This window comes from Thermomonospora curvata DSM 43183, from assembly GCF_000024385.1.
Classification (GTDB): Bacteria; Actinomycetota; Actinomycetes; order Streptosporangiales; family Streptosporangiaceae; genus Thermomonospora; species Thermomonospora curvata.
The window spans coordinates 1,884,927-1,909,671 of record NC_013510.1; the positions used below are offsets into that span (position 1 = coordinate 1,884,927).

The 24,745-nt window shown below is 74.7% G+C and carries 20 protein-coding genes; 12 read left to right on the forward strand and 8 right to left on the reverse strand.

Features of this window, described 5'->3' with window-relative positions; genetic code table 11:
• Nucleotides 1-134 precede the first annotated feature (134 nt).
• Complete coding sequence (locus tag TCUR_RS07985; protein WP_012851979.1) at nt 135-1,304, forward strand: lactate 2-monooxygenase; 1,170 nt, start codon at nt 135-137, stop codon at nt 1,302-1,304.
• A gap of 91 nt (nt 1,305-1,395) precedes the next feature.
• Nucleotides 1,396-2,052: an ATP-binding cassette domain-containing protein gene (locus TCUR_RS07990; RefSeq protein ID WP_012851980.1), complete on the forward strand. Its 657-nt coding sequence runs from the start codon at nt 1,396-1,398 to the stop codon at nt 2,050-2,052.
• A 25-nt stretch (nt 2,053-2,077) separates the two neighbouring features.
• Here the strand turns inward: TCUR_RS07990 and TCUR_RS07995 are convergent, their stop codons facing one another.
• Nucleotides 2,078-3,061 carry a LysR family transcriptional regulator gene (locus TCUR_RS07995; RefSeq protein ID WP_012851981.1) on the reverse strand — a complete coding sequence of 328 codons (984 nt, stop codon included), beginning with the start codon at nt 3,059-3,061 and terminating at the stop codon, nt 2,078-2,080.
• 70 nt (nt 3,062-3,131) lie between these two features.
• Between TCUR_RS07995 and TCUR_RS08000 the strand changes: the two genes are divergently transcribed.
• The 5 genes from TCUR_RS08000 (at nt 3,132) to TCUR_RS08015 (ending at nt 8,315) form a co-directional block, all read left to right on the forward strand.
• Nucleotides 3,132-4,055, forward strand: a complete 924-nt coding sequence (locus TCUR_RS08000; RefSeq protein ID WP_012851982.1) for a threonine/serine dehydratase — start codon at nt 3,132-3,134, stop codon at nt 4,053-4,055.
• Between the two features lie 87 nt (nt 4,056-4,142).
• Nucleotides 4,143-5,294: a sensor histidine kinase gene (locus TCUR_RS08005; RefSeq protein WP_012851983.1), complete on the forward strand. Its 1,152-nt coding sequence runs from the start codon at nt 4,143-4,145 to the stop codon at nt 5,292-5,294.
• Entirely contained in the window at nt 5,291-5,896 is a 606-nt protein-coding gene (locus TCUR_RS08010; protein ID WP_012851984.1) for a response regulator transcription factor, read from the forward strand. The genes TCUR_RS08005 and TCUR_RS08010 overlap by 4 nt, the downstream gene beginning before the upstream one ends.
• A gap of 106 nt (nt 5,897-6,002) precedes the next feature.
• Complete coding sequence (locus tag TCUR_RS28310; RefSeq protein ID WP_012851985.1) at nt 6,003-6,125, forward strand: hypothetical protein; 123 nt, start codon at nt 6,003-6,005, stop codon at nt 6,123-6,125.
• Nucleotides 6,126-6,194: 69 nt separating this feature from the next.
• Complete coding sequence (locus TCUR_RS08015) at nt 6,195-8,315, forward strand: RecQ family ATP-dependent DNA helicase (RefSeq protein ID WP_012851986.1); 2,121 nt, start codon at nt 6,195-6,197, stop codon at nt 8,313-8,315.
• Between the two features lie 338 nt (nt 8,316-8,653).
• Here TCUR_RS08015 and TCUR_RS08020 read toward each other — a convergent pair whose 3' ends face one another.
• A complete protein-coding gene (locus TCUR_RS08020) occupies nt 8,654-9,583 on the reverse strand; it encodes a carbohydrate kinase family protein (protein ID WP_012851987.1) in 930 nt (309 codons plus the stop codon).
• A 177-nt stretch (nt 9,584-9,760) separates the two neighbouring features.
• Between TCUR_RS08020 and TCUR_RS08025 the strand changes: the two genes are divergently transcribed.
• The 4 genes from TCUR_RS08025 to TCUR_RS08040 all read left to right on the forward strand — a co-directional run bounded on the left by TCUR_RS08025 (nt 9,761) and on the right by TCUR_RS08040 (nt 15,467).
• A complete protein-coding gene (locus TCUR_RS08025) occupies nt 9,761-12,226 on the forward strand; it encodes a bifunctional acetate--CoA ligase family protein/GNAT family N-acetyltransferase (RefSeq protein WP_012851988.1) in 2,466 nt (821 codons plus the stop codon).
• A 380-nt stretch (nt 12,227-12,606) separates the two neighbouring features.
• Nucleotides 12,607-13,185 (forward strand): DUF5998 family protein, encoded by a 579-nt coding sequence (locus TCUR_RS08030; protein WP_012851989.1) that lies wholly within the window; start codon nt 12,607-12,609, stop codon nt 13,183-13,185.
• 239 nt (nt 13,186-13,424) lie between these two features.
• A complete protein-coding gene (locus tag TCUR_RS08035; RefSeq protein ID WP_012851990.1) occupies nt 13,425-14,543 on the forward strand; it encodes an alkaline phosphatase family protein in 1,119 nt (372 codons plus the stop codon).
• A 48-nt stretch (nt 14,544-14,591) separates the two neighbouring features.
• Entirely contained in the window at nt 14,592-15,467 is an 876-nt protein-coding gene (locus TCUR_RS08040) for a sulfurtransferase (RefSeq protein ID WP_012851991.1), read from the forward strand.
• Between the two features lie 12 nt (nt 15,468-15,479).
• Here TCUR_RS08040 and TCUR_RS08045 read toward each other — a convergent pair whose 3' ends face one another.
• The 4 genes from TCUR_RS08045 to TCUR_RS08060 form a co-directional block, all read right to left on the reverse strand.
• Nucleotides 15,480-18,026, reverse strand: coding sequence for a CHAT domain-containing protein (locus TCUR_RS08045; RefSeq protein ID WP_012851992.1), 2,547 nt, complete (start codon nt 18,024-18,026; stop codon nt 15,480-15,482).
• Complete coding sequence (locus tag TCUR_RS08050; RefSeq protein WP_012851993.1) at nt 18,023-18,463, reverse strand: hypothetical protein; 441 nt, start codon at nt 18,461-18,463, stop codon at nt 18,023-18,025. The genes TCUR_RS08045 and TCUR_RS08050 overlap by 4 nt, the downstream gene beginning before the upstream one ends.
• A gap of 49 nt (nt 18,464-18,512) precedes the next feature.
• On the reverse strand, nt 18,513-19,061 hold the full coding sequence (locus TCUR_RS08055) for an RNA polymerase sigma factor (RefSeq protein ID WP_012851994.1): 549 nt from the start codon (nt 19,059-19,061) through the stop codon (nt 18,513-18,515).
• Between the two features lie 367 nt (nt 19,062-19,428).
• Nucleotides 19,429-20,589: a S8 family peptidase gene (locus TCUR_RS08060; RefSeq protein WP_012851995.1), complete on the reverse strand. Its 1,161-nt coding sequence runs from the start codon at nt 20,587-20,589 to the stop codon at nt 19,429-19,431.
• Between the two features lie 513 nt (nt 20,590-21,102).
• Here TCUR_RS08060 and TCUR_RS08065 point away from each other — a divergent pair.
• Entirely contained in the window at nt 21,103-21,597 is a 495-nt protein-coding gene (locus tag TCUR_RS08065; RefSeq protein ID WP_012851996.1) for a DUF3145 domain-containing protein, read from the forward strand.
• Between the two features lie 389 nt (nt 21,598-21,986).
• Here TCUR_RS08065 and TCUR_RS08070 read toward each other — a convergent pair whose 3' ends face one another.
• Both TCUR_RS08070 and fabF read right to left on the reverse strand, forming a co-directional pair.
• Nucleotides 21,987-23,432, reverse strand: a complete 1,446-nt coding sequence (locus tag TCUR_RS08070; RefSeq protein WP_012851997.1) for an acyl-CoA carboxylase subunit beta — start codon at nt 23,430-23,432, stop codon at nt 21,987-21,989.
• Nucleotides 23,433-23,462: 30 nt separating this feature from the next.
• Nucleotides 23,463-24,731 (reverse strand): beta-ketoacyl-ACP synthase II, encoded by a 1,269-nt coding sequence (gene fabF, locus TCUR_RS08075; RefSeq protein WP_012851998.1) that lies wholly within the window; start codon nt 24,729-24,731, stop codon nt 23,463-23,465.
• Between the last annotated feature and the right edge of the window lie 14 nt (nt 24,732-24,745).

Consider the following 24,745-nt stretch of genomic DNA (forward strand, 5'->3'; position numbering starts at 1 on the left):
ATTGTGGCCGGTCCCGGGGACGGTTTCGGCCGCACGGGGCGTGCCCGCGCCGGTCGTTCCCGGCCGGGGACCTCTCGTGGCACATTTCGTGGCACATTGAGACGTCCCCGACATGACGGCCGGTGGAGGTGGCGATGGGCTCGCATGCGAACTTCCAGAACGAGATCTACCTGAACGGGCTCGGCGACGTCCGCCCCGAGCTGCCCACCGACCTGACCAAGCTGGAGAAGCTGGCCGAACGGCGGTTGCCGGCCGGGGCGTTCGGGTATGTGGCCGGCTCGGCGGGCGCCGAGGCGACGGCCGCGGCCAACCGGGCGGCCTTCGACCGGTGGCGGATCGTCCCCCGGATGCTGCGCGACACCTCCCGGCGGGACCTTTCGGTGCGGGTGCTGGGCACGGCGATGCCCGCCCCGCTGGTGGTGGGGCCGATCGGGGTGCTGTCGATCCTGCACCCGGACGCAGAGCCGGGGGTGGCCCGCGCGGCGGCCGAGCTGGGCGTGCCCATGGTGCTCAGCTCGGTGTCGTCGGTCACCATGGAGGAGGCGGCCGAGGCGAGCGGAGAGGGCTCGCCCCGCTGGTTCCAGCTGTATTGGTCCAAGAACCGGGACGTGGCGGCCAGTTTCCTGGAGCGCGCCAAGGCCGCCGGCTACACGGCGCTGGTGGTCACCCTCGACACCCACGCGATGGGCTGGCGGCCCCGCGACCTGGACACCGCCTACCTGCCGTTCCTGCGCGGCATCGGAGTGGCCAACTACTTCACCGACCCGGCCTTCCAGAAGGCGGTGGGCGGCCCGATCACCGACGCCAACCGGGACGCGGCGATCCTGCAGTGGGTGGCCGACTTCGGGGACCCCACGCTCACCTGGGACGACCTGCCGTTCCTGCGGGAGCACTGGGACGGGCCCATCGCGCTCAAGGGCATCCTGCACCCCGACGACGCCCGCCGCGCGGTGGACGCCGGGATGGACGGCGTCATCGTCTCCAACCACGGCGGACGCCAGGTGGACGGGGCGATGGCGGCGCTGGACGCGCTGCCCGGCGTGGTGGAGGCGGTCGGGGAGCGGGCCGAGGTGCTGTTCGACAGCGGTATCCGCACCGGGGCCGACATCGTCAAGGCGCTGGCCCTGGGCGCCCGGGCGGTGCTGGTGGCCCGGCCGTACGCCTACGGGCTGGGGCTGGCCGGGCAGGCGGGCGTGCGGCACGTGCTGCGCTGCCTGCTGGCCGAGCTGGAGCTGACCATGATGCTCTCCGGGTTCACTGGGCCGCAGGAGCTGACCCCGGAGATCCTGGCCCCCGCACCCTGACATATGTCATGGCCTGAGCCTGCGAATATCCCGGCCGGTTCCTGACGCTCGTGACTGCACGTTCCCGCCGTGCGCGGGAAGCATGGACGCCATGAGCGACCATGTGATCGAGGTACGCGAGCTGACCGCCGGGCACGGCGGGGTCGAGACCGTGCGCGGTGTCTCGTTCACCGTCGCGCGGGGCACCGTCTACGCGCTGCTGGGCGGGTACCGCTCCGGGAAGACGACGCTGCTGGAGACGGTCGCCGGGTGCCGGCGCCCCATGTCCGGGACGGTGCGGGTCATGGGAGCGGACCCGTATGCGCCTTCGGAGCGGCTGCCGGTGGGCACCGTGTGGCGGGAGGGCGGGCTGTTCCCGGGCCTGACCGTCGCCGAGGTGGTCGACGCCTGGCGCCGCTGGACGGTGAACCCGCTCGACCGGGACGAGGTGCTGGGACTGGTCGGGCTGGACCGCCGCGCCGGCACGCGCTTTGAGCGGCTGGGCCCGGCCGGCCTGCGGCGGCTGGACCTGGCGCTGGCCCTGGTGGGCCGCGCCGAGGTGCTGCTTTTGGACGAGCCCACCGCGGGCCTGCCCGCCACCGACGCCCACGCGATCCGCGGGCTGCTGCGGGACCTGGCCGGTGCGGGGGTGACGATCCTGCTGGCCACCCGCGACCTGGACGAGGCGTGCGCCGCCGACCGGGTCGGGGTGCTGGAGGAGGGGCGCCTGACCATCGGCCGTGCCTCCGGCTCCCTGCGCGCCGCCTGACCCGCGCTCACGTGGCGGCCTTGTCTCAAACGGCCGGCCCGAGGGGACTTCCCGGCAGGCCGTCAGGGGGCGCCTCATCTCCCTTCCCCCGGACGGGCAGCTCCCGGGACAGCTCCCCGGCGAAGCGCTGCAAGATCCCCAGCAGGTCGGCGGCCAGGCGGGGCGGACGGCGGCGATGCACGATGTAGATCTCGCGGGCCAGGGAAAGGCCGCGCAGCGGGCGGGCGGCGAAGGCGGGGGAGGCGGTGTGCCGCAGGGCGGTGCTGGGCACCAGGGCGACGCCGATGCCCGCCGCGATGAGCGCCAGCGTCACCTCATAGTCGTGGGTCTCGTAGGCGGTGCGGACCGGCACACCGGTCTGCGCGGCGACCGTCTCCAGGCACACCCGGTTGTGCACCCCGGGCTCGCCGGAGATCCACTCCTCGTCGGCAAGGTCGGCGAAGGAGACGGCGGGCCGGTCGGCGAGCGGGTGCTCGGGCGGCAGCACCACCAGCAGCGGGTCGGTCAAAAGCAGCTCGCGCCGCAGCCCGGGCGCCGCGGGCAGGGACCCGCCGGGGTAGCGGTGGGTCACCAGCAGGTCCAGGTCCCGGGAGGTCACCAGGTCGTAGCCGCGCGGCGGCTCCAGGTCCAGCAGCGACAGCCGCACCCCGGGGTTGACCCGGCGGAAGGCGGCCAGCGCCTCCGGCAGCAGCGTCTTGCCGGCGCTGGCGAACGTGCCGACCGACAGGTGCTGCGGCTGCCTGCCGGCCGCCGTGCGCACCGCCTCTTCGGCGTCCCGCAGCTCGCCCAGCACGCGTTCGGCGTGCCGCAGCAGCACCCGGCCGGCCTCGGTCGGATGCGCCCCGGAGGCGGTCCGCACCAGCAGCGGGCACCCCCCCTCCTGCTCCAGTTTGGCCAGCTGCTGCGACAGGGCCGAGGGGGTGAACGACATCTGCTCGGCCGCAGCGGTGATGGACCCGGCCCGGCTCACCGCCACCAAAGCGCGCAACCCGGTGATGCTCAGCGCCATTAAGCGATTCTAAAGGCTTCCCATAGATCCTTACTGGTGCTTAAGGGGCAAGGGGACGAGACTCCTGGGCATGACAAGCGACACCATCGAAGCCCTGCCGGCCACAGAAGACGTCCGGGCGGCGGCGGAGCGGATCGCGCCCCATGCGCGCCGCACCCCGGTGCTGACCACCCGGATCGACGGCCGTCCCGTCACCTTCAAGCTGGAGCACCTGCAGGTGACCGGCTCGTTCAAGTTCCGCGGCGCGCTCAACGCCCTGCGCGGCGGCCGCGACGTCCACCGGGTGGTGGCCGCCTCGGGCGGCAACCACGGGCTCGGGGTGGCCGAGGCGGCCCGCCTGTGCGGCGTCCCCGCGCGGATCTACGTGCCGCGCTCCGCCCCCGAGGTCAAGGTGCGCCGCATCGCCGCCGCCGGCGCGCAGGTCGTCCGCTGCGGCGACCGCTACGCCGAGGCCGAGGAGGCCGCCCGCGCCGAGGCCGCCGCCACGGGCGCGGCCTTCCTGCACCCCTACGACCACCCCGAGGTGATCGCCGGGCAGGGCACGGTCGGGCTGGAGATCATCGAGCAGGCCCCCCACTGCGACACCGTCGCCGTGGCGGTGGGCGGCGCGGGCCTGGCGGCCGGCGTCGGCCTGGCCCTCGGCCCCGGCCGCGCCCTGGTGGCGGCGGAACCCGAGCACTGCAACGCCCTGCACGCGGCGTTCGCCGCCGGCGAGCCGGTCGAGGCGCCGGTGGACTCCGTGGCCGCCTCCGCACTGGGCGCCTCGCGCGTGGGCCGGCTGCCGTTCGCCCTGCTGCGGGCCCGGCCCACCACGTGCGTCCTGGTCGGTGACGAGCAGATCCTGGCCGCCCGGGACCGGCTGTGGGAGGAGCTGCGCCTGGCCGTCGAACCGGCCGCGGCGGTGCCCTTCGCCGCCTGGCTCGCCGGCAAGGTCCCCGGAGAGCATCCGTGCCTGGTGCTGTGCGGCGCCAACGCCGACTGGCGCCCGTCCTGAAAGACCCGGTGCGGCACGCCCGATGACGCCGTTTCGCATACCCTGAGCGGGTCCCGCCCCCTCTGTCGCGGACGGAGAGCAGAACCGGTGCAGTTGCGCGTTCCCCGAACCCCCGTGCTCGCCACCGCGATCGTGGGAATGTCGCTGGTGGCGCTGGGGGGAACACTGCTGCCCTCGCTGTGGCGGGAGATCGTCCTCCGCCACGACCTGGACCGCTCCCTGTACGCCCTGCTCAGCGTGGCCGGGCTGCTGGGGCTGTACGGGCGGCTGCTGTGGGGCAACCTGATGCGCCGCACCCACCCCCGCCACCGGGTGGGCCTGGCCGTCATCGCGGTCATCTCCTGCCTGCTGCCGGCGGTGCTGGGCCCGGACTGGGCGGCGGCGCTGGTGATGCCGGCCGGGCTGATCCCGCTGGTGCTGCCGCTGCGGGTGGCGGTGCCGGTCACCGCGATCGGGGCGCTGGGCATCACCGGCTACGGGCTGGCGCTGGGCCTGCCGGTGCCGACCATGGTGTATGAGTTCTTCTGGTTCCCGTTCGCCGCGCTGTCGGGCTACATCTCTTTCTGGCTGTTCCACGTGGTCACCGAGCTGCGCCAGGCCCGCGCCGAGCTGGCCCGCGCCGCGGTGGGGGAGGAGCGGCAGCGCTTCGCCCGCGACCTGCACGACGTGCTCGGCCACAGCCTGCAGGCGGTGGCGCTGCGGGCCGAGGTCGCCGAACGGTACCTGGACCGCGACGTGGCACGGGTGCGCAAGGAGCTGACCGAGATCCAGCGCATGGCCCGCGACTGCGTGCACGACGTCCGCGAGGTCGTCCGCGGCTACCGCGCCACCTCGCTGCGCACCGAGCTGGACGGCGCCTCGGCGGTGCTCAGCGCCGCCGGCATCCGCTGCCGCCCCCCGCAGGTGCCCGACCTGCCCGCCCACGTCCACGAGCCGCTGGGCTGGGTGGCCCGCGAGGCGGTCACCAACGTGCTGCGCCACAGCACCGCCACCTGGTGCCGCATCGAGGTGAGCGTGGACGGCCACGGCGTGCATCTGGAGATCGTCAACGACGGGGCCGGCCGCCGCGCCGCCGCCGAGCACGGCAGCGGCCTGACCGGGCTGGCCGAGCGGATCGCCGCCGTCGGCGGGAGCTTTTCCGCCGGCCACCGCGGCGACGGCACGTTCGCGGTGCGGGCCGCGGTGCCGGTGCGGGCGCCGGCGGAGGCGGCGCGGACCGGGGCGGAGGGAACGGCATGATCCGGGTGCTGCTGGCCGACGACCACCTGCTGATCAGGGAGGCGCTGGTCCTGCTGCTGGAGACCGAGGAGGGCATCGAGGTCGTCGCCGATGTGGGACGCGGCGATGAGGCGGTGGAGCAGGCCCGCGCGCTGCGCCCGGACGTGGCGGTGCTCGACATCGACATGCCCGGCATGGACGGTCTGGCCGCCGCCGAACGCCTCTCCCGCGAGGTGCCCTCCTGCCGGTTGATCATCGTCACCGCGCACGGCCGGCCCGGCAACCTGCGCCGCGCCATGGCCGCCGGGGTGCGCGGCTTCCTCGGCAAGGACGCCCCCGGCTCTCGGCTGGCCGAGGTGATCCGCCAGGTGGCCGGCGGGGCCCGCTACATCGACCCGCAGCTGGCCGCCGACGCGCTGGCCGCCGAGGAGTGCCCGCTGACCCCGCGGGAGCTGGACGCGCTGCGCGCCGCCGCCGACGGTTCCCCGATCTCCAAGATCGCCCGCAGCATGGGCCTGTCGGAGGGCACCGTCCGCAACTACCTGTCGGCCGCGGTCACCAAGCTGGGCGCCGACAACCGGCACGCCGCCGTCCGCGCCGCCCGCGACCGCGGCTGGATCTGACCGCCCGGCCGGAGGACCTTTGGGCCGCGGGCGGGTCGGGGAACGGCCGGGGCGGCTCGAACCGCTCCGCTGAGGCGGCGCGGCGGTACCGGAGGGGATCGCCGCCGTGCCCTTCCCGGCCTTTGAGATCGCCTTCACCACGGGCCGGGAGCGGATCGTCGACGGCGGGCTCGGCGTGTCGCGCTTCCGGCGGGTCTTCCGCCGCCGGGCCCGCGGTCTTCGGCGTTGATCGAGAGTTTTCCACAAAATCGCATTTCGGTGCGGAGACGTCCCAGCGGCTGATAAGCAACAAGGAACTATGGGCGACTCAAGCGACGGGCTGCGGGACGAGGCCGAGGCGTGCCTGCGGGCGCTGGCCGGTGAACAGGCCCGGTTGCGCGAGGACCAGTGGAACGCGATCCGCACACTGGTGCTCGAACGCAGCCGGATGCTGGTGGTGCAGCGCACCGGCTGGGGCAAGTCGGCGGTCTACTTCGTGGCCACCCGGCTGCTGCGCGACCGGGGCGCCGGCCCCACGGTGATCATCTCGCCGCTGCTGGCCCTGATGCGCAACCAGATCGCCGCCGCCGAGCGGGCCGGCATCTGCGCCCGCACCGTCAACTCGGCCAACACCGAGGTGTGGGAGCAGGTGTTCGCCGAAGTCGACGCGGGCGTGGTGGACGTGCTGCTGGTCAGCCCGGAACGGCTCAACAACCCCGCCTTCCGCGACGCGGTGCTGCCCAAGCTGGCGGCCGGGGCCGGGATGGTCGTGGTGGACGAGGCGCACTGCATCTCCGACTGGGGACACGACTTCCGCCCCGACTACCGGCGGCTGCGCACGCTGCTGGCCGACCTGCCCGAGGGCGTTCCCGTGCTGGCCACCACCGCCACCGCCAACGCCCGCGTCGTCCAGGACGTGCGTGAACAGCTCGCTTCCGGCGCCGCGGCCGGTCCCGCCGGGGAGGTGCCGGTGCTGCGCGGCAGCCTGGAACGCGCCTCGCTGCATCTGGCGGTCGTGCGGCTGCCGACCGCCGAGCACCGCCTGGCCTGGCTGGCCGAGCGCCTCGGCGAACTCCCCGGATCGGGGATCGTCTACGCCCTGACCGTCGCCGCCGCCCACGAGATCGCCGCCTTCCTGCGCGAACGCGGCCACCGGGTGGCCGCCTACTCCGGGCAGGACGACCCCGACGACCGCCTGCGCGCCGAACAGGACCTGCTCGGCAACGAACTCAAAGCGCTGGTCGCCACCAGCGCCCTGGGAATGGGCTTCGACAAACCCGACCTGGGCTTCATCGTGCACGTGGGCGCGCCCCCGTCACCGGTGGCCTACTACCAGCAGATCGGCCGGGCCGGGCGCGGTATCGAACGCGCCGAGGCCATCTTGCTGCCCGGCGCCGAGGACCGGGACATCTGGTCCTACTTCGCGAGCCTGGCCTTCCCGCCCGAGCCGCTGGTGCGGGCCGCCCTGGACGCGCTGGCCGCCGCCGGCCGCCCGCTGTCCACCGCCGCCCTGGAACCACTGGTCGACCTGGGCCGCAGCCGGTTGGAGATGATGCTCAAGGTCCTGGACGTGGACGGCGCCGTCCGCCGCGTCAAAGGCGGCTGGGAGGCCACCGGCCGCCCGTGGACCTACGACGCCGACCGTTACGCCCGGCTGGCCGCCGAACGCGCCCGCGAGCAGCAGGCGATGCTCGACTACCTGGACACCACCGGCTGCCGGGAGGAGTTCCTGCGCCGTCTGCTCGACGACCCGCAGGCGGCCCCCTGCGGACGCTGCGACAACTGCACCGGCCGGCACTGGCCCACCGAGGTCTCCGAGACCACCGCCGAACAAGCCCGGCGGCGGCTGCGCCGCCCCGGCGTCGAAGTCCCCCCGCGCCGGATGTGGCCCACCGGGGTCTTTGGTGACCTGGGCGTCTGCGGCCGCATCCCCGCCGGCGAGCTCGCCGAGCCCGGCCGTGCCCTGGGCCGTCTCACCGACATCGGGTGGGGCAACCGGCTGCGCGCCCTGCTCGCCGACACCGCCCCCGACACCGAGGTCCCCGGCGAGATCCTCAACGCCGTGGTGCAGGTCCTGGCCGCCTGGGACTGGGCGGAGCGCCCCGCCGCCGTGGCCGCCGTCGCCTCCCGCACCAGACCCCGCCTGGTCTCCAGCCTGGGGGAGCGCATCGCCCACATCGGCCGCCTGCCCTACCTGGGCGAGATCGCCTCCCGGGGCCCCGGCCCCCGCCGCCACAACAGCGCCCAGCGATTGCGCTCGGTATGGCGCTCCCTGACCCTCCCGGACCGCATGGCCGCCGCGGTGGCGGCCGTCCCCGGCCCCGTCCTGCTGGTCGACGACCGCATCGACACCGGCTGGACCATGACCGTCGCCGCCCGCCTCCTCCGCCGGGCCGGCGCCCCCGCCGTTCTTCCCCTGGCCCTGGCGGTGACGAAGTGATCGGTGGGGCTCGGCCGGGAACGCCGGCCGTGCGGGAGCGATCTGGGAACGCATCGCAGACGGCGGCGATGCGCGAGCACGCCATCGTCCCCGTCGCGAACTGCGGAGACGGCGTGTTGAAGAAGTTCGGCGGGCGTGCTGAACGACCGGTGAACTGCGGGCGCCTGACCGGTCGCCGGTGAGGTGGTGCGGGCGAGGCGACGACCGGCGGTGCGCGGTGGCCCATCGGGGTGAGCCCCGGCCGGGATGCCGCGCTGAACAGACCGACCGGCGGGAGTGCCGGAACGCCCGGTATGCCCCCGAAGGCGGGGCCGGCCGGGAAGCCGGTGCGGACGGGCTTAGTTATTGGCCTTCTTGATCTCGTTGTCGACGGCCTTCAGGACGGGGCGGGCGCCGACATTGGACATGGCACGGGCGGCCAGGCGGCAGCCGGAGGCCAGCGCCTCGGTGGGCGGCTTGCCGTCCAGCCAGGGGGCCAGGAAACCGGCGATGAAGGCGTCACCGGCGCCGGTGCCGTCAACGATCTTGTCGAGGGGCTCGGCGGGGGCCACCACCGGTTCGGCGCGTCCGTTGGTGTACCACAGCGCGCCGTCGGCGCCCATCTTGATGACCACCTGCGGGTACCAGGCGGTCAGCACCTTGGCGGCGGCCTGCGGCTCCTCCCGGCCGGTCAGCACCTCGGCCTCGGCGGCGTTGACGATCAGCAGCCGGACGCCCTGGGTCCACTCCAGGAACGGCTCGGCGCCGACCCGCTTGAGGGGCGAGGAGGACCCGGCGTCCACCGAGATCGACATCTGCGCCTCCCGGGCCAGCGCCAGCGCGTGCCGGGCGGCCTTGCGGGCCCCCTCGCTCAGCAGGCAGTAGCCCGACAGGTGCAGGTGGGAGCCCTGGGTGAAGACGTCCTGGGGAATGTCCTCCGGCAGCAGGGCGGCGTTGGCGCCCGGGTCCGACAGCATCGTGCGGTCGCCCTTGTGGGTGACGAGCACCACGCAGCGGCCGGTGGGGCGCTCGCTGTCCATCACCGTGCGGGGGTCCACGCCGAACCCCATGAGCTCCATGTCCAGGTTGCGGCCGGCGATGTCCGAGCCGCGGCGGCACACGAAGACGACCTCGGACCCCTCGACGGCGAGCCACGACGCGATGTTGGCCCCGGAGCCGCCCCCGTGCGTCGTCACCGTGGCCGGGGTGTCGCTTCCCTTGGCCAGGGGGTAAGCGGCCCGTGCCACGGTATCGGTCATGAGATCGCCGACCACGACCACGCGCGTCATGACGTCACCACCTTGATCAACACCAATAGCGCCCCGCTAGCAGATTATTCCGGGGGCGTGTGATCGACCGTAACAGTTCCAGGCCCCCTAGTAGGTCTCGAACTGGCACCGAAAACTTCGAACGCCCGCCACGGTATCCCCGGGAGGGACGTCCACCGGGTGACTACTCTCGAGTAGGTGAGCGACTCGTACCCCGATCACTGGGAGGCCGACGTCGTCTTGGCCGATGGCGGGACGGCGCATCTGCGGCCCATCCGCCCACAGGACGCCGACCTGCTGCGGGCCTTCCACAAACGGCTGTCGCCCGAGTCGATCTACTACCGCTTCTTCTCCCCCCGGCCGCGGCTGAGCGACCGCGAGGTCAAGCACCTGACCACGGTGGACCACCACGACCGGGTCGCGCTGATCGCCACCATCGGCGACGCCATGGTGGCGGTCGTCCGCTACGACCGCCTCCCCGAAGAGCCCGGCACCGCCGAGGTGGCCTTCCTGGTGGAGGACGCCCACCAGGGCCGCGGGCTGGGCTCGGTGCTGCTGGAACACGTGGCGGCCGCGGCGCGCGAGCGGGGACTGCGCCGGTTCGTGGCGCACGTGCTGCCGGAGAACCGGCGGATGACCAAGGTCTTCCGGGACGCCGGCTACCGCGCCCGGCAGCGCTTTGAGGACGGCATCCTGCAGCTGGTGCTGGACCTGGAGCCCACCGAGACGTCCCTGGAGGTGATGGCGGCCCGCGAGCACCGCGCCGAGTCGCGCTCCATCCAGCGGCTGCTGTTCCCCGGCTCGGTGGCGGTGATCGGCGCCAGCCGGGAGGCCCACAGCGTCGGCCAGACCGTGCTGCGCCACCTGCTGGCGGGCGACTTCACCGGCCCCGTCTACCCGGTCCACCCCACCGCGACCGCGGTGGCCGGGGTGCGGGCCTACCGCACGGTGCTCGACATCCCTGACCCGGTGGACCTGGCGGTGGTGGCGGTGCGCGCCGAGGCCGTCCACGAGGTCGTCGAGCAGTGCGCCGGCAAAGGGGTGCACGGGCTGGTGGTGGTCTCCGCGGGGTTCGGGGAGACCGGTGAGGAAGGCCGGGCCCGCCAGCGGGAACTGGTCCGCCTGGCCCGCGCCAACGGCATGCGCGTGGTCGGCCCCAACTGCCTGGGCATCGCCAACACCGACCCGGCCGTGCGGCTGAACGCCTCGCTGGCGCCCACCATGCCCGGCCGCGGCCCGATCGGCTTCTTCTCCCAGTCCGGCGCGCTGGGCATCGCCATCCTGCAGCGCGCCGCCGAACGCGGACTGGGCCTGTCGACGTTCGTGTCGGCCGGCAACCGGGCCGATGTGTCCGGCAACGACCTGCTGCAGTACTGGGAGGAGGACCCGGCCACCGGGGTCGTCCTGCTCTACCTGGAATCGATCGGCAACCCCCGCAAGTTCACCCGGCTGGCCCGGCGCATCTCGCGCGCCAAGCCGATCGTGGCGGTCAAGACCGGCCGCAGCACCCAGGGCGTGCCGCTGGGGCACGCCGCCCGCGCGCTCACCCTGCCCGACCACGCCGTCAGCGCCCTGTTCGCCCAGGCCGGGGTGATCCGGGTGGACGACCTGGACCAGTTGTTCGACGTCGCCCAGCTGCTGGCCTACCAGCCGCTGCCGGCCGGCGACCGGGTGGCGATCATCGACAACTCCAACTCCCTGGGCCTGCTCGCCCAGGACGCGGCGGTGGCGCTGGGACTGTCCCCGCGCGAGCCGGTCGACCTGGGGCCTGCGGCGGGCGCGGCCGAGTACGCCCGGGCGCTGACCGAGGCGCTGGCCGACGAGGCGGTGGACGCCGTGGTCGCCCTGTTCACCCCGCCGACCATCGGCGAGGTGGACCCGGGCGTGGCCACGGCGATCACCCGGGCGGCCGCCGCGGGCGCCAAACCGATCGTGGCGACCTACCTGGGCGCCGCCGGCATGCCCGAGCGGCTGCGCGCACCCGGCCCCGACGGGATGCCGGCGGCCGGCTCGGTGCCGTCCTATCCCGCCCCCGAGGACGCCGTGCGCGCCCTGGCGTACGTCACCCGCTACGCGCTGTGGCGGCGACGCCCCCAGGGGCGGTTGCCGCACCTGGAGGAGGCCGACCGCGACCGCGCCCGGGCGCTGGTGGAGGAGCTGCTGGACGGCGCCGACGGCCCGGTGACCGCCACCGCCGACCAGGCCGCCCGGCTGCTGGCCTGCTATGGCATCACCATCGACGACAGGCCCGGCAGGGGAGCGCCGACCAGGATCGTCACCATGGAGGACCCCTCCTTCGGCGCCGTGGTCTCCTTCGGGCTGTCGGACGACACCGCCGCGCTGCTGGACGACCGCGCCTACCGGCTGGCGCCGCTGACCGACGTGGAGGCCGCCGAGCTGGTACGGGCCATCCGCGCCGCGCCGCTGCTGTTCGGCCACCGCGGCACCGAGCCGGCCGACGTGGCGGCCCTGGAACGGCTGCTGCTGCGGATCTCCCGGCTGGCCGACGACCTGCCCGAGGTCGCCCGCCTGGAACTGGACCGGGTGCACGCCGGCCCCGCCGGCATCACGGTCGGCGAGCTCTCCCTGCGCCTGGCCCGGCCCCCGGGCCCCCGCCCCGAACTCGGCCCCCGCCGCCTGCCCACCCCGCCCGTCGCCCGCTGACATCTCCGCGGGCCCCGTCCGTGCGGGGAGGGCCGGGCTCCGGCGGCGGCCCCGGCTCCGGAGGGATGGGCGGGACCGGGTCCGGCGGCGGCTCCGGCAGCGGACCGGGCGGCCGCGGCGGGGAGGGCGGAGGCGACGGCTGCGGAGGCGGCGGTATCGGCGGCTCCGGGGCGGGAATGGGCGGCTCGGGAGCCGGGATGGGAGGCTCCGGCTCCGGAACGGGCGGGTGCGGACCGGGAGGCGGCGGCGGAGGAACGGGCGGAGGCCGGCGCATGAGATCGGTGGCGTCCATGCCCGTCCTCTACCCGGGATGAGACCGGCGACCGCCCATCCGGTCCGACGTGTGCACGCACGACCCCGGACAGGGCAGGATGGACTTCATGAGGGACACCCGAGCGACGGCTCATGGGTTGCGCGCCGCCATCGAGCGCAGCGGCTACTATCCGGCACTCGTCGCGGACGCGGTCGAATCGGCGTTGGGCGACGAGCCGGTGCTCGCCTACGTGGTGCACCATGAGGCCACCTTCGACCCGGCGATGGAGGTGCGGCGGCACGTGACCGTGCTGGTCCTGTCGCCCACCCGGCTGCTGGTGTGCCACACCGACGAGCACCCGCCGGGCGAGGGCGTACCGCAGGCGCATGCGTCCACCACCACCGAGGTCGTGCGGCTCGATCGGATCCAGTCGGTGGCGGTGACCCGCGTGGTGCCCGATCCGGCCTCCTATGTGCCGGGCGTCCCGCCCACCGAGGTGGTGCTCACCATCGGGTGGGGAGCCATCGCCCACATCGATCTGGAACCGGCCACCTGCGGGGACGAGTCCTGCGAGGCCGACCACGGCTACACCGGCAACGTGACCGCCGACGACATGTCGCTGCGCGTCAGCGAAGCCGCCGACGGCCCCGACGCGGTCGCCCAGGTCCTGGCCTTCGCCCAGGCCCTGTCCGCGGCCACCGGCTGACGGCGCGCCCGCGGCGCGGGAACGCACCGGCGGCCGCGCTCACCGCGATCCGCCGTTCCGCCCTCGTGAAACGACGGCCGGGCATGCCCCCGGCCGCGCTCGGGCCGGCCGGAATGAGACCGCAGACGGCTACCGTGGTCGGCGGATCATGCCCTGCGGCACCGGAACGGCCCGCAGGGCGCGAGGAATGGAGGGCGTATGCGGTCTGCTTCGGTGAGGTCCCCGCAGGGAGGAGCCAGGTGAGCGCCGGGCCGCCGGTGCCCCGGTACGGGAGCGCGGCGCTGGCCGACCTGCCGGCGTCGGTGCTGGGCGCGTTCGGAGTGCCGGGCGGACGGAACGTGCTGGCCCTGCCGCAGGCCCCCCGGGTCTGCGTGCTGATCATCGACGGGCTCGGCTGGGAGCTGCTGCGCGAGCACGCCCAGGACGCGCCTTACCTGAGCTCGCTGCCGGGACGCGCGCTGACCGCCGGGTTCCCGGCGACCACCGCCACCAGCCTGGCCTCGCTGGGGACCGGGCTGCCCCCCGGCGGGCACGGATTGTTCGGCATCCAGGTGGCGGTGCCCGGCACCGGCAGGCTGCTCAACTGCCTGCACTGGGACGACAGCGTGGACCCCCAGACCTTCCAGCCGGCGCGCACCGCCTATGAACGGGCCGCGGAGGCCGGGATCAGCGTGGGGTACGTGGCCTCGGGGGCCTACCGGGGCAGCGGGCTCAGCCGGGCGACCGCCCGGGGCGCCGCCTACCTGGCCGCCGACAGCCTGGGACAGCTGGTGGCCCGGGCCGAGCAGGCGCTGCGGGAGGGCGAACGCTCGTATGTGACCGTCTACCACGCCGACCTGGACTCCACCGGCCACCTTTACGGCGCGGGCTCGCCGGCCTGGCGCTACCAGCTGCGCTTCGTGGACCAGCTGGCCGAGCGCATCGCCGAGATCCTGCCGCCCGGCGGCGTGCTGTATGTGACCGCCGACCACGGCATGGTCAACCCCACCGAGCGGATCGACGTCGATGAGGTCCCCGCCCTCCAGGAGGGCGTCGCCCAGCTCGGCGGCGAGCCGCGGGCCCGGCACGTGTACGCCGAGCCCGGTGCGGCCGGCGACGTGCTGGCCGCCTGGCGGGAGCTGGTCGGCGACCGCGCCTGGGTGTGCACCCGGGAGGAGGCCGTGGCCGCGGGCTGGTTCGGGCCGGTGGCGCCGGAGCTGCTGCCCCGCATCGGCGATGTGCTGGCGGTGCCGCACGGCGACCTGGCCATCGTGGCGACCAAACGGGAACCGATACCGTCCATGCTGGTCGGCATGCACGGCTCGATGATCCCCCGCGAGCAGCTCGTCCCGCTGATCACCGCCGATCACCGGCTGTGACGCCGAAGCGCCGGGCGGCCACGGATGCCGGCGGTTAGGCTGGCGGACGTGACCGACGCGCCGACGCCTGGAAGGCAAGCCCGCGCCGGGGAGGGCTCCCCGCTCATCGGCGTGCCCGAACTGGCCGAACTGCTGCGCCTGCCCGGCCCGCCGACCCTGCTGGACGTGCGGTGGCGCCTGGGCGGGCCGCCGGGCATGGCGGACTACCGCCGCGGCCATCTGCCCGGCGCCGTCTTCATCGACCTGGACCGCGACCTGGCCGGGCCGCCCGGGCCGGCGGGACGCCACCCGCTGCCGGCACCGGAGGCCTTCCAGGCCGCCATGCGCGCCGCCGGCGTGTCCGGCGGCCGGCCGGTGGTGGTCTACGACGAGGCCGACTCCACCGCCGCGGCCCGCGCCTGGTGGACGCTGCGTTACTTCGGGCACCCGGACGTGCGCGTGCTGGACGGCGGCTATCGCGCCTGGACCGCGGCGGGCCACGAGGTGACCACCGCCGTCCCGTCCCCCGCCCCGGGCGACTTCACCGCCCGGCCCGGCGGCATGCCGGTGCTGGACGCCGCGGGCGCCGCCGCCCTGGCCGAAAACGGGGTGCTGCTGGATGCCCGGGCGCCCGAACGCTACCGGGGCGAGGTCGAGCCGATCGACCCCGTCGCCGGGCACATCCCGGGCGCGGTGTCGGCGCCCACCTTCGGCAACGTCGGCCCCGACGGCCGCTTCCTGCCGGCCCGGCGGCTGCGGGAGCGCTTCGCCGCCCTGGGCGTCACCGGCGCCGCCGAGGTGGGCGCCTACTGCGGTTCCGGGGTGACGGCCGCCCACGAGGTGCTCGCGCTCACCCTCGCCGGCATTCCCGCCGCGCTGTATGTCGGCTCCTGGTCCAACTGGGTCGCCGACCCCGCCAACCCCGTCGCCACCGGCGAGGGGTGAGTCCCGCCCCGCTCAGCCGGCGCCGAAGCACTGGAAACCGAGGGTGCCGGGGGAGCGGGGAACGGCGGCCACGGCGCGGGCCGGGGACATGCCCGCACGGAGTCGGCGGTGCAGGGACGTCATGAACGCATGCGCCCCGGCGTCCCGGACGGGAGCGACACTGGCGATCACCGTGGCGGTGCCCAGGGCCAGCAGCGCACCGACGATGCCGAGCATCCCCTCGCCGCCGGCCGCCCGTCCGGCGTCGCAGGCCGACAGCACCACCAGGCGCGGCGCGGCGGCGATGTCCTCCAGATCGTGGGCCAGCAGCGGCCCATCGGCCAGCCGCAGATGCGAGAACAACGGGTTGTCCTCGCGGAACTCCCCGTGGGCGGCCAGATGGGCCAGCTCGGCCCCGTCCAGGGCGCGCCGCACCGGCAGCGCGGCGGCGGCCGCGCCGCGCAGCACCGTGGCGTGCGGATACAGCTCGGCCAGCGCGGCGATCTCCGCCTCGGCATGCGGCAGCGACGGCCCGGCGGCCAGCACCACCCGGCCCGATCCGCGGCCGGCCGCGGCGGCGCGGGCGTGCAGCCAGGCGGTCGCCGAGGGGACGACGGTGAGCGGCCGGCGCGTCAGCGCCGCCCACGGCACCGCGTGCAGCGCACCCACCGGGGCGATGACCAGCTCACGTCCGGACAGGACGCGGCGCAGCCCGGCGGGCGCCCACGCCGCCATCCGCCACGCCGCCTCCCGCAGCCCCGCGGCCGCGGAGTCATCGGCGCGGCGGGCCAGGCGCCGCACCGCGAAACGCAGCCGCTCGGCGTCGTGGGCCACCGCCCCGTAGGGGCCGATCGGCCAGCGCCGGCACCGGCCCGCGGCGACCGTCACCGCGTGCAGCGCGTCACCGACGCGCACCAGCTCCACCAGCGCCCGCTCGCCCAGGGCGGCCGTCAAGGCGGGGACGCCGGCTAGGCGGGGACGGGGCGGGGCGCCGCTGGGGGAGTGCCGGCGCGACGCCTCCCGCACCGCCGCCTCCAGCCGGGCCAGCCGCCGGGCGGTCGGCAGCGGATCGGCCCCGCGGGCGACGGCGGCGGCGTGCTCGGCGGCCGCCGCCCGCAGCCGCGTCAGGGCCTGCGCCCGCTGCGGGTCCGCCGGCGGGCGCACGGCCGTCACGCGGCGGGCCACGGCCCGGCGGCGCTCCTCGGCGGCCAGCAGCTGCCGGGCGGAACGGGCCAGCTCCAGGCCCAGCGCGGCCAGCTCCTCACCCACCCGCGCCGCCCGCACCCGCAGCTCGGCCGCGCCGAACACCTCGGCGTACTCGTCGGCGACGCGCAGCCCGGCCCGGACGGCGGCCAGCGCTCCGCGGCGGTCGCCCGACAGCGACCGCTCCAGCGCGACGGCGTGCCAGGCGGCCACCCGCAGCGCGGCCGGGCCGTGCCGGCGGGCCCGCCCCGCCTGCTCCAGCAGCGGGCGGGCGGGACGGCCCAGCCGCAGCGCCAGCCGCGCCGCGATGACGCGCATGCCGGCGGCCTGCTCATGCCAGCCGCCCCGCTCCAGCCGGTCGGCGGTGGCGACGGCGGCGTGCCACAGCGCCGCGGAGCGGTCCCCGGCCGCCCAGCGGGCGCGCAGCAGCAGATGCTCGGCCAGCAGCATCCACCCGGTCCGCTCCTGGGCGGCGAAGGCGGCGCGGGCCCGCTCGGCGGTCCGGCCGGCCCGCTCGGCGTCCCCGTCGGCCAGTTCGGCGCCGGCCAGCAGCAGCAATCCGTCGGCGACGTCGCAGCGGTAGCCGCGTTCGGCCGCCTCGGCCAGCGCACCGGCCAGCAGCGGCCGGGCCTCGCCGGTCAGCCCGGCGGCGATCAGGGTCTCGGCCTGGTCGAGGCGGCACTGCACGACCCGCTCGCCGGTCAGATCGGCCTCGGCTTCGGCATACAGCCGCAATGCCCGCGGCAGGTCGCCGCACCGCGACAGCACGAACGCCAGGTTGCCTTTGGCCATCGCCGCCTGGGCGCGCAGCCCGGCCCGCTCGGCGACCGTCACGGCCTCGGCCAGCGCCCGCCGGCCCGCCTGCAGGTCGCCCGGCCTGCCGCGGAGCGCCTGCGCCAGTCCCAGGTTGATCAGCAGCCCCGCCAGCGTGACCGGATCGTCGCCGCGGCGCAGCCGGGGCAGCGCCTGCCGGACGGCCTCCAGCGCCTGCGCCGGGCGCCCCGCCCGGGCCAGCGCGCAGGCCACATTGGCGGCCAGCCGGTCGGCGTCGGCGCCGCGCAGCACTTTCGCCGCGGCATCGGCGCAGGCCAGCGCCCGGGGCAGGGCGCCTTGGGCGGTCAGCAGCCCGACCAGGTTCATCTGCACCAGGGCCCGCTCGTAGGCCAGGCCGGCGCCTTCGGCGGCCCGCAGCGCCTCTTCCAGGTGCGCCAGGCCCTCCTCCAGCAGCCCGAGCTCCTTGGCGGCCAGTGCGGCGACCCGCCGTAACGTGATCGCCTCGCGCGGCGTCCGCTCGGCGGCGTCGCCGAGCGCCGCGACCGCGGCGGCGTGGGCGCGCGGCGGATCGGCGGCCGCCAGGCGCAGCAGTCTCGCGCTCACAGCCGGATCCAGTCGGTGACCACCGGGGAGCCGCCGTCCGGCAGGATCAGCAGGCTCACCGGCCCGGCCGGCACCCCCTCCACCACGAACTGCCCCGCCGCCTCCGCGCGTCCCGCCAGCTCGCCGCCGGTGTGCCTGACGCGTACCAGGGCCTGCGCGGGCGGCAGCAGCTGCCCGGCGAGCTGGTACGCCGGCCCCGCCCCGCTCACCTCCAGCTCGACCGTCAGCCCGCCCCCGGTGAAGGTCAGCAGCCGGGCGCCCGTCTCCCGCAGGACCGGCGTCCGCCGGTCCTGCCCGGTCTCCACCAGGCGCGCCGGCGCGGCGTCCGCCTCCCGCCACCGCAACGCCGCCCGGGCATCGGCCAGCACGTGCTGCGGCACCGGGTCGTAGGCCGCGAACGCGGCCCGCACGAGCTGGAGCAATTCGGCGTCGGTCACCGGGGGTTCCCTTCCCTCGTCGCGGCGCCGCCTGTGCGGCGATCGCCCCTCACCCGGCTTCCTCCAGACGTTTGCGCAGGGAGGCCAGGCAGCGGGCGCGGGCGGGGCCGATGCTGCCGATGGGGATGTCCAAGGCCGCCGAGATCTCCGCGTAGGTGGGGGACAGCGCCAGCAGCCGCAGCATCTGCCGGCACAGGTCGGGCAGGGCGCCGATGGCCTCCATGACGGCGCGCAGGCGTTCCCTTCCGGCCAGTACCGCATCGAAGACGGCCGGGTCGGGCAGTACCTCCAGTGGCTGGTCGTCGAACCGGCCGCGCCGCTCGCGCAGGCAGCGGGCCGCCTCCCGCCGCGCCGTCACCGCCAGCCAGGTGCCGACCCGGGCCGGCCGCCGCAGCGCGCCGATGTGTTCCACCAGACGCAGCCAGGTCAGCTGCACGACATCGGCGGCGTCCACCCGGCTCAGCCCGTACGCCCGCGCGATCGCCCACAACATCGGCGAGTAACGCTCGGTCAGCGCGGCCCACGCCGCCTCGTCCCCGCCGCGCGCCCGGAGGACCAGCTCACCGGGCGGGAGCCGGCGCAGCCCCTCAGGCGGCATCGCGGGATCCTGCCGCCGCGGCGGGAACGGGACGCTGTGCGCCGGCCGCGGCACGGCCCCGGAAACCATCGGGGCTCCCGTTCTCGGCACCTGGAACCACCTGCTGGGAAAGGCTCACCGGACACCTCGTCTTCCATAGGGCCGCCGCCGCAAACCTTAGGAAGACCCCATCATTTGGACGCGGAGAGTTACTGCATCGCTACTGCTTTGTTTCCGACATCTGATGATTGGAGCACGCATACGTTGGGTAACCGTCCCTGAACGCAGTGAACTTCACCGGCCTTTGCAGGACATGTCGTATGACTGCTGGTTTGTTCAGATAAATCGGCATCGTCCTTCTTGGCGGGGACGTGCAGGCCCCTGCCGATCACACGACCACGCCGAGGCCGGGCAGGGTGCGGGATCTGGCCGGATCCAGCACCCGCGCGGCGGCCGCCGGGGCGGGCAGGTCCTCGGCCGCCGCCGTCGCGGCGATCAGCCCCGCCACCCGCGGGGCCGCAAACGAAGTGCCGCTCCAGGTCGCATACCCGGTGAACAGGTCCGGGTCCACGCCGTCCACCGGCGGACGCGGGCCGTCGAAGCGCACATGGCAGCTGACCACGTTCACCCCCGGCGCGCAGGCGTCCACCCACCGACCGTAGTTGGAGAACCGGGCGCGTTCGCCGCCGTCGAGGGCGGCCACCGCGATCGCCTGCGCGAGCGCGGCCGGCCAAAACGGCCGGTCCGTGGCCGCGTTGCCCGCACAGGCGACCACCACCGCGGCGCGGCTCAGCCGCGCCACCGCCCGCGCCAGGAGAGGGGAGGGCCGGTCGTCGTAGGTGCAGCAGCCCGCGGACAGGTTCACCACGTCCGCCCGTCCCCAGTCGGCCAGCCATCGCAGCGCGCACAGCATCGCCAATTCGTCGCACGCTCCGTCGCTGCCGAGCACCCGCATGGCCCGGATCCGGGCGGACGGGGCGTGCTGCAGCACCACCCCGGCCACGAAGGTGCCGTGCCCGGCCTGTGCGTCCAGTTCCGAGTCCAGGTCGGCGTCGAGGACCTCGGCGACCTCCGCGCGCTGTTCGGCGTACCAGTCGGTGTCCTCATACCAAGGGTGCGGTGACAGCCCGGTGTCCGGGATCGCCACGGTGACCTGTCGGCGCGGCGGTGCGGCGGCCGCCGGGACGGGCGGCGGAGCGGCCGGACGCGGCCGGCCGGCCGGACCCGACCACCACATCGGCTGTCCGCACAGCAGGGTGTTGGGCGCCACGGCCGGTCCGGGGCGCAGGCCGTCCCCGCGGAGCCGGTCCGACAGCTCGCAGACGTCCACCCGCGCCCGGGGCCGCAGCCGCATCAGGCACACCCCGCCCTCGATGCGGCTGAAGTCGTGCCAGCGCCGCACCCGCTCCTCCACGGCCGCCGCGTCCTCGGCCGCCACCAGGAGCTGATCGCGCCGCACCACCGTGGGCCGCCCCGCCATCGGCTCCACCAGGGCCGCGTCGGTGTGCCGTGCCAGCATCCGCTCCAGCCGCGCTTCTCGATCGAACACGACCCCTTCCTTAACTCTTTGAAATCATGTGATTACTTTTAGTGTTGGGGTGTGTGTGGGCGCCAGCGGACTCGCCCATGAATGGAGCGGCGCGACCCTCATCCGGTCGGCGCCGGTTGAGGAAAGCCAAGGGAAAGGAATGGGCAAGAGAGGTTCGATCTACTAGATGGAGTATGTGATTACCAGGACGGGGGTCGCTGAGCCCGCCGGGTGAACGGCCGTTCCCGTGAGTGCGGCAAGACACCCGGGGCGGCGGCCCCTTCCGGCTCGGGACGCCGCCCCCATGCCGTCTTTGCCGCGACGGGCCGGGGCACCGCCCGCCGCCGGGCGGCGGGGGGAATCGCAAGGAGGCGGCCGGCCGTCACATCGTGGGAATCGGCAAGAGTTGACCAAAGAACGGTCGTGCTCTGGTGCGACTCGTGCTGATGATGCACAATGTTGAACGCGGGCACTGTCCTGAGATTTCTGAGGCCGTAGGGGAAGGCGAGCCTCGGTACGCATCCAGGAGGTCCGGTGACCGCACGTGGCGTTTTTTACGTCCACTCCGCGCCACCTGCGCTGTGCCCGCACATAGAGTGGGCCGTCGCAGGTGTTCTCGGTGTGCCCGCGTCTTTGACGTGGACTGACCAGCCCGCTGCTCCCGGGAGCATGCGTGCCGAACTGCACTGGGAGGGCAGGCCGGGCACCGCAGCCGCGATCACTTCCGCGCTGCGCAACTGGAAGATGCTGCGCTTTGAGGCCACTGAGGACGCCTCACCCGGCTGTGACGGGGTGCGCTTCAGCGTCACCCCCTCACTGGGCGTCTTCAGCGGGGTGATCGGGGCCAACGGCGACGTCATGGTGCCTGAGGACCGGTTGCGAGCCGCCCTGGCCAACGTCGCCATGGGCAAGAGCACCCTGGAATACGAGATGGACCGCCTGCTCGGCACCCCCTGGGACAACGAGCTGGAGCCCTTCCGCCGCGCAGGCGACGGCGCGCCCGTCCGCTGGCTCCACGCCGCCGTCTGACAAGCTCCCGGCCCCGGGGCCACCGCCTGGACCGAGCCAAGGGCACAACCGCCCTCGGCCGGTGCCGCCTGCCTGCCACCGGTCACCCTCGGTGAGCGCGGGACACCGTACCGAAGACGCGCCCGCCGCCCGGCCTCGGCGTGCCCGCCCCGGCGCGGGACCCATGCCCTCGAGGGCGATGCCCGTTCGGCCGACTACGTGATTGCGACAGGGCGCCCCTCTATCTCGTCGCTGGAATGGATGCGCATAAAAGAACAGCCCTCAAGCCGTTGTCCATCAGCGAAGAGGCCGGGAAGGCACGCAGGGCGTCTCCGCGGGAAGCCGGGCCTTGCGGTGCAGACGCACAAGGGGCCCGTGCGAGCGCACGGGCCCCTTGACGGTGAAGCAGACTACAGCGGGATGTTGCCGTGAGCGCCGCGCGCCGGGATGGCCTCGGCGACGGCGCGGGCGATGGCGACGCGGGTCGTGGTCGGGGTGATGACCTCGTCGACGACCCCCAGCTTGCGGGCGCGCTCCAGACCACCGGCGATCTTCTCGTGCTCGGCGGCCAGCTTGGCCTCCAGCGCCGGGCGCTCCTCCTCGGAGGCGGCGGCCAGGGTGCGCCGGTGCAGGATGCGCACCGCGGCGACCGCGCCCATCACCGCCACCTCGGCGGTCGGCCAGGCGAACACCTTGGTGGCGCCCAGGGAACGGGAGTTCATCGCGATGTAGGCGCCGCCGTAGGCCTTCCGGGTCACCAGCGTCACCCGCGGCACGGTGGCCTCGGCGAAGGCGTGCAGCAGTTTGGCGCCGCGGCGGACCACCCCGCCGTGCTCCTGGCCGACGCCCGGCAGGTAACCGGGCACGTCCACCACGACCACCAGCGGCACCCCGAACGCGTCGCACATCCGCACGAAACGGGCCGCCTTCTCCGCCGACGCCGCATCCAGGCAGCCGCCCAGCCGCAGCGGATTGTTGGCGATCACCCCGACGGTCCGGCCGCCCAGCCGGCCCAGCGCGGTGACGATGTTGGGCGCCCACTTGGGCTGCAGCTCCACGTAGCCGGAGTCGTCGGCGCTGTCCACCAGGCCTTTGACCAGCGGCAGCACGCTGTAGGCGCGACGCGGGCTCTCAGGGAGCACATCGGAGAAGTCCCGCTCCTCCACATCGTCCAGCCGCAGCCGGCCCTGGTGGCCCAGCAGTACGGCCAGGGTGCGGGCCCGGGCCAGCGCCTCGGTGTCGTCCTTGGCGACCACGTGCACCACGCCGGACTTGCGGGAGTGCGGCTCAGGGCCGCCCAGCCCGGCCATATCGATCTCCTCGCCGGTCACCGACTTGACCACATCCGGGCCGGTCACGAAGATCTTGCCGCTCTCGGACAGGATCACGATGTCGGTCAGCGCCGGGCCGTAGGCGGCGCCCCCGGCCGCCGCGCCCAGCACCACCGAGATCTGCGGGATCACCCCCGAGGCCCGGGTCATCGCCGCGAACACCAGCCCGACCGCGTGCAGCGACTCCACGCCCTCGGCCAGCCGGGCCCCGCCCGAGTGCCACACCCCCACGATCGGCAGCCGCTCGCGGAGCGCATGGTCGTAGGCGGCCACGATCGCCTGGCAGCCGGCCATGCCCATCGCCCCGCCCTGGATGCGGGGGTCGGAGGCGAAGGCCACCACCGGCAGGCCCTCGATCCGGCCCAGGGCCGCCAGGACGCCGCTGCGGTCGTTCTCGTCGGTCAGCGGACGGAAGGTGCCGTCGTCGAACAGCGCCTGCAACCGCAGCCGCGGGTGCCGCGGGTCCAGTTCCTCCTGCTGAGCTGCCGGGGCCGGGCCGGCGACCCGGTTGTCGAGCACGGTCATGCTGGCTGGCTCCTTTTCACGGGCGACCGGTCAGACGGCGCGCTGGAAGGCGACGGCCACGTTGTGACCGCCGAAGCCGAAGGAGTTGTTGAGCGCGGCGATCGGCCCGTCCGGCAGCTGCCGCGGCTCGCCGCGGACGATGTCCAGGTCGACGGCGTCGTCCAGGTCGTCGACGTTGATGGTGGGCGGCACCAGCCGCTCGCGCAGGGTCAGCACGGTGATCAGGGCCTCCAGCGCCCCGGCCCCGCCGAGCAGGTGCCCGGTCATCGACTTGGTGGCGGTGATGCAGACCTTGGCGGCCACCTCCTCGCCGAGCGCGGCCTTGATCGCGGCCAGCTCGGCCACGTCCCCCTGCGGGGTGGAGGTGCCGTGGGCGTTGATGTGCACCACGTCCTCAGGGCGCAGCCCGGCGTCCTCCAGTGCCCGGCGCATCGCCTTGGCGGCGCCACTGCCGGTGGGGTCGGGCTGCACGATGTCGTGGGCGTCGCCGGAGTAGCCGCAGCCGGCCGCGATCGCGTGGATCTTCGCGCCGCGGGCCCGCGCGTGCTCCTCCGACTCCAGGATCATCACCGCGGCGCCCTCGCCGAGCACGAACCCGTCCCGGTTCTTGTCGTAGGGGCGCGAGGCGCGGGTGGGCTCCTCGTTGCGGGTGGACATGGCCCGCATCGACCCGAACGCCGCCACCTGTAGCGGGTGGATGCACGCCTCGGTGCCCCCGGCGATCACCACGTCCGCCCGGCCCGAGCGGATCATGTCGATGGCGTAGCCGATCGCCTCGGCGCTGGAGGCGCAGGCGCTGACCAGGGCGTGCGAGCCGGCCATGGCGCCGAACTCGATGCCCACCAGCCCCGAGGAGCCGTTGGGCATCAGCATCGGCACCGTGAACGGCGACACCCGCGCCCAGCCCTTCTCACGGAAGACGTCGTAGCTGTTCAAAGCGGTGTGCAGACCGCCGATGCCGCTGGAGATCACCACGCCGAGCCGGTCGCCGTCCACGGCGTGGCCCTCCCGGTCGCCGAAGGCGAAACCGGCGTCCTGCCAGGCCTCGTGCGCGGCGATCAGCGCGATCGCCTGGCAGCGGTCCAGCCGGCGCAGCTTGTGCCTGGGCAGCACCTGCGACGGCTCCACCGCCAGCTGCGCGGCGAAGCGGACCGGCAGTTCCTCGATCCCCTCCCAGTCCAGCGGGCGCACCCCGGACTTGCCGGCGAGCAGCGCCGACCAGGTCGACGGCACGTCGCCACCGAGAGGCGTCGTGGCACCAAGGCCGGTAACGACGACTTTGGTCTGGTTCTTGCTCATGTCAGTGCTCCTGG